Source organism: Nocardioides ganghwensis (assembly GCF_014779655.1).
In the GTDB taxonomy this organism is placed as follows: Bacteria; Actinomycetota; Actinomycetes; order Propionibacteriales; family Nocardioidaceae; genus Nocardioides; species Nocardioides ganghwensis.
Genome location: NZ_JACXYX010000003.1, coordinates 274280 through 287008 on the forward strand (window position 1 = coordinate 274280; position 12729 = coordinate 287008).

The window sequence follows — 12729 nt, forward strand, 5'->3', positions numbered from 1 at the left end:
GCTACCGCCCGGGTCGCGCGGCCTGCTCGATCACCGAAGCGGTCGGTGCGTCGCTGAACGCGTGCCGCGGTGCGGCCAGCAGCGCGAGCGCGGCGAGGAAGGCCGCACCCGAGCACACGGCCCACACCGTCAGGTAGCCGCCGAAGGGGGCGACCTGCTCCGACGTCGCGTCGAGCGAGCCGGTGGCGGTGAGCGCGATCGCGAAGATCGCGGAGGCGATCGCGCCGCCGACGGTCTTGGTGCCGTTGGTCATCCCGGTCGCGATGCCGGTGCGCTCGGGAGGGGCTGCTGCAGCTGCGGCCGCCGGGAGGGCGGCGACGAGCGCGCCCGACCCGAGCCCCGCGATGCCCATGTTGACCAGCGCCTGCAAGGTCTCGGAGTTGAACGGGAGCCACAGCAGGTAGCCCAGCCCGACGAGGCAGCACGCGACGACCAGCGCCCGGCGTACGCCTCCCAGCAGCCGCGTCGTCAGCGGCAGCGTGAACGCGCCGACCGCCAGCGTCACGACGTAGAGACCGATCAGGGTGGAGATGAAGGCCGGGTCCGCCCCGAGGCCGTAGCCGCGCTCGGCGGGGTCGGCCTGGGCGTACGTCGACAACGGGATCTGGCCGCCGAGCACCGGGATCCCGAAGAGGAAGGCGGTGAGCTGCACCGGCCACTGGGCCGGGCTGGAGAGCAGCCGTACGTCGACGATCGGGTCGGGGTGCGCGAGCTCGAAGCGCCAGAAGGCGGCGAAGACGGCGACGGACAGCAGGATCGTCGTCCAGCCGAGCAGCGAGCCCGCGCCGTCGAGGCGCAGCCACACCAGACCGCCCATCAGCACCCCGAGGGCGACCGTCACGAGCGCGAGCCCGGTCCAGTCGATGCCGCCGGTGTCGTCACCCGGCGCCTGCTCGATGCCGAACAGGATGACGAAGAAGACGGCGGTGACGACGGCGGCGGGCAGGGCGAGGAGGAGGTTCATGTCCATCGTCTCGACGAGGAGCCCGCTGGTGACCGCGCCGATGATCACCGCGAGCTCGAGCGAGCCGACGAGGACCGCGGCGCCGCGCCGGGTCAGCAGCTCCTGCCGGCCCGAGGACCGGGTGCGGCGGTGGATGATCGCGATCTCCAGCGGCAGCCACACGACGTACGCGCCCTGGACCGCCCAGCCGACGAGGAAGGTCGTGAACGTCGGCGCGAACGCCAGCCACCACGAGCCGAGTGCGGTGACCGCCGTCGAGATCAGCAGCACCCGCTTGTGGCCGACGAGGTCGCCGAGCCGCGCCAGCAGCGGGATGCACAGCGCGCTGACGATCAGCTGCGCCGCCTCGAACCAGTTGATGTCGCCCTCGCTGATCTCGAGGTGCTCGGCGATCTGCGGGTAGATCGGCGTGTAGTAGCCCTGGAGGACGCCGCTCGCGACCTCCACCAGCACCAGGAGGCCGACGACCGCGGCGAGGCCCTTCACCGCGGTCGGCGCCTTCGGCACGTCCTGCTGGTCGAGCCTGTCGGAACCCGTCATCTCGGCAGCCTCTCGATCAGCCGCGCATACCAGCGGGCGCCGTCGACGAGGTCGGCGACGCCGATGTGCTCGTCGTAGGAGTGGATGGCCTGGCGCTGCGCCTTGGTCATCCGGAAGGGGGCGAAGCGGTAGACGTGCTCGCTGATCGCGGTGAAGTGGCGCGAGTCGGTGGCGGCCATCATCACGTAGGGCGTCGCGACGGCCTCGGGGAAGACCTCGGCGATGCACGCCTCGAGCAGCTCGAAGGGCTCGTCCATCGGCGAGATCGGGGACGGCTCGCCCGACTCGACGACGTCGATGCGGATCGACTCGTCGTCGATCGCCGTGCGGACGTGCTCGACCACGCCGGCCACCGTGTCGCCCACCATCACCCGGACGTTGAGCCCGGCCTTGGCGGTCGAGGCGATCACGTTGAGGGCGGGCGACCCGCTGAGGGTGGTCGTCGCGACCGTCGTACGCGTCATGGCTGCGGCCTCGGGGCCGGCCGCGAGCAGCGCCCGCGTGACCACGGGCGCCAACCGGTCCGCGCGCCCGAGCAGGGGCTTGAGGACGGGGCGCAGGGGGAGGGGGACGTGCGGGGCCAGGCGGCGCATCAGCTCCAGCGTCGGAGCGGGTGCCGAGGCCGGGAACGGGGACTTCTCGATCCGCAGGATGGCGCGGGCGATGCGCGCCGTCGGGCCGTTGCGGGCAGGAGTGGACGCGTGGCCGCCGCGGCCCTCGGCGACCAGCTCGAGGGAGGTGGTGCCCTTCTCGGTGACGCCGATGACGCCCAGCGGCGACTTCACGCCGGGGAACGCGCCCCCGGCGATCGCACCACCCTCGTCGAGCACCAGCCACGGCGTCACGCCGCGCTCGCGGAGCACCTCGACCGCCTCCACCGCGGCGGTGCCGCTGACCTCCTCGTCGCAGCCGAACGACAGCCACACGTCCTGCGCCGGCGCGTGCCCGGCCTCGAGCAGCGACTCGACCGCGTCGCAGATCGCCGCGACGCAGCCCTTGTCGTCGAGGGTGCCGCGACCCCAGACCGCCGGCCCGACGTCGGAGTCGTGGACCTCGCCGCCGAACGGGTCGTGCCGCCACGGGGCGTCCCCGTCGACGGGCACGACGTCGAGGTGGGCCATCAGCACGACCGGCCGCTCGGCGCTCGCGCCCGCCCAGTGGAACAGCAGTCCGTGCGAGCCGACACGGGTCAGGTCGAGGCGCTCGTGCAGCAGCGGGAACTGCGCGGCGAGCTCGGCCAGCAGCCGGTCGAAGGCGTCGGTGTCGACGCGCGCGGGGTCGCGGTCGGAGACGGTCGGGAGGCGTACGAGGGCCTGCAGCGCGGCGACCACGCGGTCGGTCATGGGCTGAACCTAGCGCCGCCCAGCCGTCCATGAGGGCGCTCTCACGCACAACTCCTGACCACGTCATCCCGCACCGCGCCGTACGGCGACGAGGCCACGTGGGAGAGCCGGCGCCGCTGGCCGCTCGTGCACCGCCGGATGCCCCTCGCGCCGCAGGGCCTCGACCTGCTGCCCGCGGAGGTGCGCGACCTGCTCGCGGCCTGCGTCAGCCTCGACCCGGCTGCCCGTCCGCTGCTCGCCCAGGTGCGAGCGGCGCTCGAGCCGCTGCGCTCACCAGCGACCGCGGTGGACGACGTCGTCGCGTCGCGCCCGCCGGGACGGTGACCCCGCCGGGCCGGTGTCGGGCAGCCGGTGGCCGACGGTGATCGCGCCGACCGGCGCATGGCTGTCCGGGACGCCGAACGCCTCCCGGAAGGTCTCGAGGTGCGCGCCGGGGATGCCGAAGAAGCAGGCGCCGAGGCCCTCGTCGACGGCCGTCTGGAGGACCAGCAGCGCGGCCATGCCCGCGTCGACGAACCAGTAGGGCACCGGCCAGCGGTCCTCGCTCCGGTCGGTCCACCCCTTGTCGGGCTGCGCGTAGCGGTCGAGGTACGCCGCCTTGCTCGTCAGCGGGACGATCACGACCGGGGCCGTACGCATCCCGTCGAGCCAGGCGTTGTGGTCGTCGGAGCCGGCGCCGGTCGACTCCCAGAACAGTGCGACGTCGTCGGGGGTGTCGAGCACCAGGAACGCCCACCCCTGCGTGAAGCCTGCGTTGGGGGCGCGCTGGGCGTGCTCGAGCATCCGGTCGACGACCGCCGGGTCGACCGGTGCGTCGGCGTAGCGGCGCACCATCCGCCGGCGGCGTACGACCTCACGGAACTCCATGTCCCCATCATCGTGGTTCCGAGCCTCGGAACCACGTCTCAGATCCGAGACGACTTGCCGCGGGCGCTCGTTGACCCCACGCTGCGATCCCGGTGGACTGGCCGCATGGCCGAGACCCCCGACTTCGAGCAGATGTGGCGCGACCTCGCGCCGGTCGGACGGTCGGCGTCCTCGGGCGGCTACTTCCGCCAACCGTGGGCGTCGGCCGAGACCGAGCTGCGGTCGTGGTTCGCCGAGGCCTGCGCCGCACGAGGGCTCACCGTGGAGACCGACGGCATCGGCAACCAGGTCGCGTGGTGGTCTCCGGACGCCGCGTCCGACGCGCCGGGCGTGCTGACCGGCTCCCACCTCGACTCCGTGCTCGACGGCGGGGCGTACGACGGGCCGCTGGGCGTGGTGTCGGCGCTGGCGGCGGTCGACCGCCTGCGTGATCGCGGCTTCGAGCCGAGCCGGCCGCTGGGCATCGGCGTCTTCGTCGAGGAGGAGGGCTCGCGCTTCGGGCGCGCCTGCCTCGGCTCCCGGCTGGTCGCCGGTGCGACGACCTGGGACGCAGCCCGCGAGCTGCGCGACCGCGACGGTGTCTTCCTCGCCGACGCCGTCGAGGCGGCCGGCCTCGATCCCTCGGCCGGGCTGCTGTCGCTCGACCGGGTCGGCACCTTCGTCGAGCTGCACGTCGAGCAGGGCCGCGACCTCGTCGACCGCGACGTCGCCGTCGGCCTCGCCAGCGAGATCTGGCCGCACGGCCGCTGGCGCTTCGACTTCGCCGGACAGGCCAACCACGCGGGCAGCACGCGCATGGAGGACCGGCGCGACCCGATGCTCACCTATGCGATGACCGCGCTCGCCGCCAACAAGCAGGCGCGGCTCGCCGGGCAGCGCGCCACTTTCGGGCGGATCGCGGTCGAGCCCAACGGCACCAACGCGGTCCCGTCGCTCGTCACCGCCTGGCTCGACGCGCGCGCCTCCTCCGACGACGCCCTCGCCGAGCTGGTCGCAGCGATCGAGCGGCAGGCCGACGACCGCGCCGGTCGCGACGGCACCTCGCTCACCGTCACCGCGGAGTCCGTCTCCGGTTCGGTCGCCTTCGACCCCGACCTGGCCACGCGGCTGGCCGGGCTCGGCGACTGGCCCGTCATCCCGACCCAGGCCGGCCACGACGCCGGCATCCTGTCCGACGCGGGCGTCCCGACCGCCATGGTCTTCGTCCGCAACCCGACCGGGGTCTCCCACTCGCCGGACGAGCACGCCGAGACCGCCGACTGCCTGGCCGGGGTCGAGGCGCTCGCCGACGTGCTGGCCGAGCTGGCGGGCGCATGACGGCGTACCTCCTCGAGCGGGCCTGGCTGGGGGACCGGTTCGCCGACGACGTGCTCGTGGAGGTCGAGGACGGCCGCTTCGCCTCGGTCACCCCCGACTCCGACCCGCCGCGCGCGGTCCCGGTCCGCGGCCTGGTCGTCCCGGGCCTCGCCGACACCCACAGCCACGCCTTCCACCGCGCGCTCCGCGGACGCACCCAGCGCGAGCGCGGCTCGTTCTGGACCTGGCGCGACCAGATGTACGCCGTCGCCGCGCGGCTCGACCCCGACACCTACCTGGCCCTCGCCCGGGCGACGTACCGCGAGATGGCGGCCGCCGGGATCACCTGCGTCGGGGAGTTCCACTACCTCCACCACCAGCCCGACGGGACGCCGTACGTCGACCCCGACGAGATGGGCGCGGCCCTGGTCGAGGCGGCCCGGCAGGCCGGCATCCGGATCACCCTGCTCGACACGCTCTACCTCTCGTCCGGCTTCGGGGCGCCTCCGGAGGGCGCACAGGTGCGCTACAGCGACGGCTCGGTGGAGCGCTGGGTGGAGCGGGTCGACGGTCTCGAGGCCGGCGTCGCTCGCACCTCGGCCAGCGGGGGCCACGCCACCGTCGGCGCGGCCGTCCACTCCGTGCGCGCGGTGCCCGCGGACGACCTCGGGACCGTGGCGTCGTGGGTCGGCGACCGACCGTTCCACGTGCACCTGTCCGAGCAGGTCGCCGAGAACACCGCCTGCCTCGAGGCGTACGGCGTCACGCCCACGCGGCTGCTCGCCGACCACGGCCTGCTGCGCCCGACGACCAGCCTCGTCCACGCCACCCACCTGACCGACGAGGACGTCGCGCTGATCGGGCGGGCCGGGTCCTGGGCGAGCTTCTGCCCGACCACCGAGCGCGACCTCGGCGACGGCATCGGGCCGTCGCGCCGCCTGCACGACGCCGGCGCCCGGCTCACCCTCGGCTCCGACAGCCACGCGGTGATCGACCTCTTCGAGGAGATGCGCGCCGTCGAGCTCGACGAGCGGCTCGCCACCCAGCAGCGCGGGCACTGGACGGCCGCCGAGTTGCTCACCGCCGCCACGACCGACGGCCACGCCTCACTCGGCTGGCCCGACGCGGGCGCGATCGCCGTCGGGCAGCGCGCCGACCTCGTCGTGCTCGACCCCGCCTCGCCGCGCACCGCCGGGACCGGCCGCGACGAGAACACCGTCGTCTTCGCCGCCGTCGCCGAGGACGTGCGCCGTGTGATGGCCGACGGCAGGTGGGTCGTCGAGGACGGCGACCGCGCCGCGATCGGCCGCGAGCTCGACGACGTGATCACCCGGATCGGGGAGGAGCAGGCATGACGACCACCGTCATCACCGGCATCGGGGAGCTGGTGACCAACGACCCCGCCCGCGCCGAGCAGGGCGGGCTCCTCGGCCTGCTGACCGACGCCGCGGTCGTGGTCGAGGGCAGGCGGATCGCCTGGGTCGGCCCGGCCGCCGACGCCCCCGACGCCGACGTGCAGGTCGACGCCGGCGGGCGCGCGGTCATCCCCGGCTTCGTCGACTCCCACAGCCACCTCGTCTTCGCCGGTGACCGCTCGGCCGAGTTCGAGGCACGGATGACCGGTCAGCCCTACACCGCCGGCGGCATCCGCACGACGGTCGCGCGGACCCGTGCCGCCACCGACGAGCAGCTCACTTCCCACGTCGCCCGGCTCGTCGCCGAGATGCGGACCCAGGGCACCACCACCGTCGAGATCAAGAGCGGCTACGGGTTGTCGGTCCACGACGAGGCACGCAGTCTCGCGGTGGCCCGCCAGTTCACCGACGAGACCACGTTCCTCGGTGCCCACGTCGTCCCCGCCGACACCACCCCCGAGGACTACGTCGCTCTCGTCACCGGCCCCATGCTCGCGGCGGCAGCACCGCACGCCCGGTGGATCGACGTGTTCTGCGAGGACGGCGCCTTCGACGTCGACCAGGCACGGGCCATCCTGCAGGCCGGCACCGACAGCGGCCTGCGCGGGCGGCTCCACGCCAACCAGCTGACGTACGGAGGCGGCGTACGGCTGGCCTGCGAGCTCGGCCTGGTCGCCGTCGACCACTGCACGTTCCTCGCCGACGCCGACGTGGACGCGCTCGTGTCGAGCGGCACCATCGCGACCCTGCTGCCGGGCGTGGAGTTCTCCACCCGGCAGCCCTACCCCGACGCCCGCGGCCTGCTCGACGCGGGCGTACGCGTGGCGCTGGCCAGCGACTGCAACCCGGGCTCGTGCTTCACCTCCTCGATGGCGCTGTGCATCGCGCTCGCCGTGCGCGAGATGCGGATGAGTCCCGCCGAGGCGCTGCACGCCGCCACCGCGACGGGCGCCGCCGCCCTCGACCGTGACGACGTCGGCGTGCTCGCCCCCGGCAAGGCCGCCGACCTCGTCCTCCTCGACGCGCCGTCCCACGTCCACCTCGCCTACCGCCCCGGCGTCCCGCTCGTGGCCGGGGTCTGGCAGGCCGGGCGACCGGTGGTCGGCACCCCGGGATGGTCGGGATAGTCGGGGTAGGCGAGATAGGCGAGATAAGGCGGGGCAGGCGGGATAGTCCAGTGGGAAGTGGCTGCTGTGGACGCCTCGCCACGACCATCCGTCACTGGACTACCCGGCCGGGTCGCGGAGCCCGGTAGTCCAGTGGGAAGTGGCTACGGAAGACGCCGGTTTCGAGCCAGACGTCACTGGACCACCCGGCTGGGCAGCCACCAACCACTGGACTACCCCCCGGGGGCTCCCGGACTACCTCAGACCCCCGCCGTACGCCGCCGCGCGCCCCGTCTGAGGTAGCCGGCCACCCACGAATAGGGCACGCGCCCGATGTCCGTGCCTACCTCAGCGACGGAATCTCTACTCACGGTCCCACCGAGGGGCCGGACGAGAAGAGGAGAACCACCATGTACACGACCGACAACTTCCTGAGTGCCGAGATCGCCTACCGACAGGCCAAGGTGAGGAAGGACTACAGCCAGCGCCGCTGGACCCGTGTCCGTCCCGACGACACCCAGAAGTGAGCCACACTGCGATCGACCCGCGCGTGTCGGACCGGCAGGACACAATGTCGTCCGTGCCGGCCCTGCGGACCACCGATCTCATCGGACGCGATGCCGAGCTGGAGCAGCTGACTGCCCAGCTCGGCATTCGCACGTCCGGGGGCGGCCGGCCGGTCGAGCAGAGCGTCCGGGCGATGCTCCTCGGCGGTGACGCCGGCGTCGGCAAGACCCGCGTGCTGATGGCGCTGCGCGACGCCGCGCTCGAGGCGGGCTGGCAGGTCGTCGCGGGCCACTGCCTCGACCTCGCGGACTCCTCCCTGCCCTACCTCCCCTTCTCCGAGGTCCTCGGCATCGCGATCACCGAGCACCCCGACGTCGCGTCCCGCGTCCTCGAGCAGCACCCCACGCTCGCGCGCCTCCAGCCCGGCCGACGCATCCGCAGCAGCGAGACCGCGTCCGGCGACCAGGCCCTCGACCGGGGCAACGTCTACGACGCGTTCGGCGACCTCCTCTCCGCCGTCGCCGAGCAGGCGCCGCTCCTCGTCGTGGTCGAGGACGCCCACTGGGCCGACGAGTCCACCCGCGACATGCTGAGCTTCCTGTTCTCCCGCCCCGTGCCGGGCGTCTCGCTCGTCGTCTCCTACCGCGCCGACGACCTCCACCGCCGTCACCCGCTGCGGCGCCAGGTCGCGGAGTGGCTGCGGCTGCGGGGCGTCGACCGGCTCCAGCTCGAGCCGCTGACCGACGACGCCGTACGCCGCCTCGTCCGCGCGCTGCACCCCGCGACGATGTCCGAGGCTGAGTACGTCTCCATCGTCGACCGCGCCGAGGGCAACCCGTTCTTCGTCGAGGAGCTCGTCGGTGCCGCGTGGTCGGGCCAGGTGCCGGGCGAGCTCGCCGACCTCCTCCTCGTCCGCCTCGACCGCCTCGACGAGCCCACCCGCCGGGTCGTGCGGATCGTCTCGGTCGCCGGCCGACAGGTGAGCCACGGCCTGCTGGCCGAGGTCTCCGACCTCGCTCCCGCCGAGCTCGAGGCGGCCCTGCGCACCGCCGTCGAGGCCAACGTCCTCGTCGCCTCGCGCGGCGGCACGTACGCCTTCCGGCACGCGCTGCTCGGCGAGGCCGTCTACGACGACCTGCTGCCCGGCGAGCGGATGCGGCTGCACGCCGACTTCGTGTCGGCGCTGGGGGAGGGGCGGGCCATCGGCACGGCTGCCGAGCTCGCCCAGCACGCCCGCCGCGCCGACGACCGGCCGGTCGCGATCCGCGCCTCGATCGAGGCGGGCGAGGAGGCCCTCGCCGTCGGTGGGCCGTCCGAGGCGGCGACCCACCTCCTCGACGCGCTGGAGCTCATCGACACCTCCCGCACCCCGGTCCCCGACGTGGACGCGTCCGCCCTGGCCCGCCGCTGCGCCGACGCGCTGGTCGCGTCCGGGCGGGTTCCCAAGGCGGTCAAGGTGCTGCGCGCCCGCCTGGCCACCCTGCCGGAGGAGGGGGCCGACCTCGACCGGGGCCAGCTCATGACGGCCCTCGCGTCGGCGCTCATGCTGACCGACACCACCGACTCCCCGCGCGAGATCGCCGCCGCGGCCGTCGAGCTGCTGCGGGGCGGTCCGCCCAAGCTGGTCGCCCGCGCGCTGCTCGTGCACGCCCAGAGCCTCCTCGGGTGGGAGGTCGACGACGCGCGCGCCGTGGCGCTGCAGGCCCTCGAGATCGCGGAGCGCCACGACCTCACCAACCTGGCCGTCGAGCTGCACGCCACGGTGGCCGGCCTCGACCCCGCGGGCGGGGCGAGCCCCAGCGCCGGGTGGCGGGCCGCGGCCGACCGTGCCCGGCAGGCCGGACTCATCGAGCCCGAGCTGCGCGCCCTCTACCTGCTCGGCCGGCTCCACCAGGACGAGGGCGAGCTCGACACCGCCATCGATGTCTACCGCGAGGTGATCGCGCGCAGCGAGGTGGGCGGGCTCATCTGGTCGCCCTACCCCGCCGAGTCGCGGCTGCTGCTGGCCGTGGCCCTCACCCACCAGGGGCGCCTCGACGAGGCCTGGGAGCTGCTCGACGTCAGCGGCCAGAACCCGCCGATGGTCTTCGAGTGGCTCTACTTCGCCCACCAGATGCTCATCACCATCGGCATCCGGGGCGAACCCAAGCCGAAGGCACTCGAGCGGCTCCGCGACTACTGGGGCACCGACGGCCTCACCGCCCTGTCGGCCGCGAGCGCCGAGCTGATGGCAGCGGCCGCCGTCGGCGACGCGGCGCGGGCCGTCGCGGTCTACGACGACGTGGTCGCCGTCGTCGTGCCCCTGTGGCACGAGTGGTTCCAGGCCCGGCTGCGGCTCGCCACCCTCACCGTCGCCGCGCTCGCCTCGGCCGCCCCTCGCCAGAGCGCCGAGGAGCGCCAGGCCGCGGCCGCGGACGTCGAGCGCCTGATGGGAGACGGGGCGCGCGTCATCGACTTCTACGCCCCCTACGACGGCAGCCACGGCCCCGAGTACCGCATGTGGGTCGCCCGCCGCACCGCCGAGCACCTGCGGTGGCGATGGCTCGCGCAGGTCGACCCGCCCTCGGCCGAGGAGCTCGTCGACGCCTGGCGGGCCGCGGAGGAGACCGCCGTCGCCTTCGGCAGCGTCCCCGAGATCGCCCAGGCCCGCGTACGCCTCGCCGGGGTCCTGCGCGCCACCGGCGATGCGGCCGGTGCCCGCCAGGTCGCCGACCTCGCGCGCGAGGCGGCGCACGCGATCGGGTCCCGGCACCTGGTCGCCGAGCTCACCGCGCAGGGCTCGACAGCGTCGCCCGCCGCGTCCACCGAGGTCACCGCGCTCACCCCGCGCGAGTCGGAGATCCTCGCCCTCGTCGCGGAGGGACGCTCCAACGGCGAGATCGGCAAGCAGCTCTTCATCAGCACCAAGACCGTGTCGGTCCACGTCTCCAACGTGCTCGCCAAGCTCGATGCCGCCTCGCGCACCGAGGCCGTCGCGGTCGCCCGGCGTCGCGGGCTGCTCTGACGTGCAACGCAGCGGACACGTGGGGCGTCCCACCCCTGTGAAGCACCTGGCGGCGATCGCACTCATGCTCCTCGCCGGGTGCTCGACCCCCGACGAGTCCGACCGCGATGTCGATCCGGGTGTGGGCGCAACTGCCGCCACGCCGGCCGCCCCGCAGGACGGGACGACCGGGGGCGCGGACGAGCGTCGCACGCCGGCCCGCGTCGGGGTGCTGGTCGGCGCACGCCTGCGGGAGGTGCGCGAGGCCTTGACCGGGCAGGGTCTTCGGCTCGAGGTGACGTCCCGGGTCCGCTGCGGAGCCGGCGTCGTCCTGGCCCAGGACCCGGCTCCGGGCACGGAGGTCGACCGCGGCGCGACCATCGGGCTCGTGGTGGCCAGGGCGCCGGCCACAGCGACCTGCACCTTCCCGTACGCGGCGACCGCCCTGCGCCGCCTGGAGGCATGGGCACGCGAGGACGAGCCCGCCCCCGAGCTCGCCGACCGGGTGCGGTTCCTGGTGGCGAACCGCCCCGTCCGCACCCTCACCGCAGCCCGGGCCGGCGACCCCGCGGCGTGGACGCTCGACGTGGCCTACGCCGAACGCCCCGACGTACGCATCCTCGACCTCCTGTCCTCCGGGCCGATGGCCGACCGTGACGTGCCGCCCTTCTCCTGCCCGGTCAAGAGCGTCGCGCTGCCGGCCGACCTGGTGCGCCGGTTGCCGTCGTCGTGGAGCCTGGTCACCCGCCGCCCGCGGGCCTGCATGGAGGAGGCCGCCGTCCAGGTGTGGACCGACGGCGCGGGCCGGATCACCGACGTCAACGTCCTGCTGGGCAGTCCCTGACACCCGTCCGTCAGACTTCCCCCGTGCCCGACTACCGCTGCTCGCTCGCCAGCCTCACCGACGACGAGCCGATCGCCGGCACCGCGCCCACCGACCCCGAGATCCTGCTCGTCGAGTCCCCCGGGCCGTGGGGGCGCGACGCGGTCACCGACAACCGGCTGCCCGAGGCCGTCCGCGCCCACCTGGCCGCGCTCGACCTCAAGGTCTTCCTGCTCCGCCGCTACGACGGGCACGCCGGCCCCGGCACCCACGTCTTCCACGCCCGCGCCACCGGGGACGGGTACGCCGTCCGCCGCGCGGTGCTCGAGCGGCCGGAGGACCTCCTCGACCTCGACCTCGCCGATCAGGCGGCGCTGCCGGCCCACGACGAGCCGCTCTGGCTGGTCTGCACCAACGGCAAGCGCGACCGGTGCTGCGCCGAGGTCGGCCGCCCCATCGCGGGGCTGCTCAGCGAGCGGTGGCCGGCGGGCACGTGGGAGACCACGCACCTCGGTGGCCACCGGTTCTCGGGCACGCTGCTCGCCCTGCCCAGCGGGCTGACCCTCGGCCGCCTCGACACCGACAACGCCCTTGGTGCGTGCGAGGCCGTCGCGCGGGGCGAGGTGCCGCTCGACGTCACCCGGGGTCGCGCCGGCCGGTCGGGCGAGGAGCAGGTCCGCGAGCTGCACGTCCTCGGCGGCGGCGACGCGCACGACGAGGTCGTCGCCGTGCCCGGGCCCGTACGCCGCCAGTCCTGCGGGGACGACAAGGTCAAGGGGACGACCCGCTACGAGGTACGCCCCGCCCGCTGACCCGGGTCGAGCGGGGGAGCAAGCCGGTGCCGGGCGGGTGCTAGGAGGCGGAAGCCCGCCCGGCGCCGGAGTC

At 74.5% G+C, this 12729-nt stretch carries 10 protein-coding genes; 7 read left to right on the forward strand and 3 right to left on the reverse strand.

What is annotated here, in order from left to right:
• Nucleotide 1 precedes the first annotated feature (1 nt).
• Together IEZ24_RS05335 and IEZ24_RS05340 are read right to left on the reverse strand one after the other, a co-directional pair.
• Nucleotides 2–1504 (reverse strand): MFS transporter, encoded by a 1503-nt coding sequence (locus tag IEZ24_RS05335; protein WP_129452992.1) that lies wholly within the window; start codon nucleotides 1502–1504, stop codon nucleotides 2–4.
• Complete coding sequence (locus IEZ24_RS05340; RefSeq protein ID WP_129452991.1) at nucleotides 1501–2847, reverse strand: M20/M25/M40 family metallo-hydrolase; 1347 nt, start codon at nucleotides 2845–2847, stop codon at nucleotides 1501–1503. The genes IEZ24_RS05335 and IEZ24_RS05340 overlap by 4 nt, the downstream gene beginning before the upstream one ends.
• 138 nt (nucleotides 2848–2985) lie before the next feature.
• Here IEZ24_RS05340 and IEZ24_RS05345 point away from each other — a divergent pair, with 138 nt between their 5' ends.
• Nucleotides 2986–3171, forward strand: a complete 186-nt coding sequence (locus IEZ24_RS05345) for a hypothetical protein (RefSeq protein WP_129452990.1) — start codon at nucleotides 2986–2988, stop codon at nucleotides 3169–3171.
• Here IEZ24_RS05345 and IEZ24_RS05350 read toward each other — a convergent pair.
• Nucleotides 3118–3714 (reverse strand): nitroreductase family protein, encoded by a 597-nt coding sequence (locus IEZ24_RS05350; protein WP_129452989.1) that lies wholly within the window; start codon nucleotides 3712–3714, stop codon nucleotides 3118–3120. The genes IEZ24_RS05345 and IEZ24_RS05350 overlap by 54 nt on opposite strands.
• Before the next feature lie 105 nt (nucleotides 3715–3819).
• Between IEZ24_RS05350 and IEZ24_RS05355 the strand changes: the two genes are divergently transcribed.
• The 6 genes from IEZ24_RS05355 (at nucleotide 3820) to IEZ24_RS05380 (ending at nucleotide 12656) form a co-directional block, all read left to right on the forward strand.
• On the forward strand, nucleotides 3820–5031 hold the full coding sequence (locus IEZ24_RS05355; protein ID WP_207206658.1) for an allantoate amidohydrolase: 1212 nt from the start codon (nucleotides 3820–3822) through the stop codon (nucleotides 5029–5031).
• On the forward strand, nucleotides 5028–6365 hold the full coding sequence (locus tag IEZ24_RS05360) for a formimidoylglutamate deiminase (protein WP_129452988.1): 1338 nt from the start codon (nucleotides 5028–5030) through the stop codon (nucleotides 6363–6365). Before IEZ24_RS05355 ends, IEZ24_RS05360 begins: the two co-directional genes overlap by 4 nt.
• Nucleotides 6362–7552: an imidazolonepropionase gene (gene hutI / locus IEZ24_RS05365; protein WP_129452987.1), complete on the forward strand. Its 1191-nt coding sequence runs from the start codon at nucleotides 6362–6364 to the stop codon at nucleotides 7550–7552. The genes IEZ24_RS05360 and hutI overlap by 4 nt, the downstream gene beginning before the upstream one ends.
• Before the next feature lie 559 nt (nucleotides 7553–8111).
• The gene (locus IEZ24_RS05370) at nucleotides 8112–11042 is read left to right on the forward strand and encodes a helix-turn-helix transcriptional regulator (protein WP_165355939.1); all 2931 of its coding nucleotides are present in this window, start codon (nucleotides 8112–8114) and stop codon (nucleotides 11040–11042) included.
• A 19-nt stretch (nucleotides 11043–11061) separates the two neighbouring features.
• Nucleotides 11062–11865: a PASTA domain-containing protein gene (locus tag IEZ24_RS05375; RefSeq protein WP_165355938.1), complete on the forward strand. Its 804-nt coding sequence runs from the start codon at nucleotides 11062–11064 to the stop codon at nucleotides 11863–11865.
• A 23-nt stretch (nucleotides 11866–11888) separates the two neighbouring features.
• Complete coding sequence (locus tag IEZ24_RS05380) at nucleotides 11889–12656, forward strand: sucrase ferredoxin (RefSeq protein ID WP_165355937.1); 768 nt, start codon at nucleotides 11889–11891, stop codon at nucleotides 12654–12656.
• Nucleotides 12657–12729 lie beyond the last annotated feature (73 nt).

Coding starts and splice junctions, on each gene's coding strand:
- IEZ24_RS05350 (WP_129452989.1), bottom strand. CDS start 3,714: ATGGAGTTCCGTGAGGTCGTACGCCGCCGGCGGATGGTGCGCCGCTAC.
- IEZ24_RS05340 (WP_129452991.1), bottom strand. CDS start 2,847: ATGACCGACCGCGTGGTCGCCGCGCTGCAGGCCCTCGTACGCCTCCCG.
- IEZ24_RS05355 (WP_207206658.1), top strand. CDS start 3,820: ATGGCCGAGACCCCCGACTTCGAGCAGATGTGGCGCGACCTCGCGCCG.
- IEZ24_RS05335 (WP_129452992.1), bottom strand. CDS start 1,504: ATGACGGGTTCCGACAGGCTCGACCAGCAGGACGTGCCGAAGGCGCCG.
- IEZ24_RS05345 (WP_129452990.1), top strand. CDS start 2,986: ATGCCCCTCGCGCCGCAGGGCCTCGACCTGCTGCCCGCGGAGGTGCGC.
- IEZ24_RS05360 (WP_129452988.1), top strand. CDS start 5,028: ATGACGGCGTACCTCCTCGAGCGGGCCTGGCTGGGGGACCGGTTCGCC.
- hutI (WP_129452987.1), top strand. CDS start 6,362: ATGACGACCACCGTCATCACCGGCATCGGGGAGCTGGTGACCAACGAC.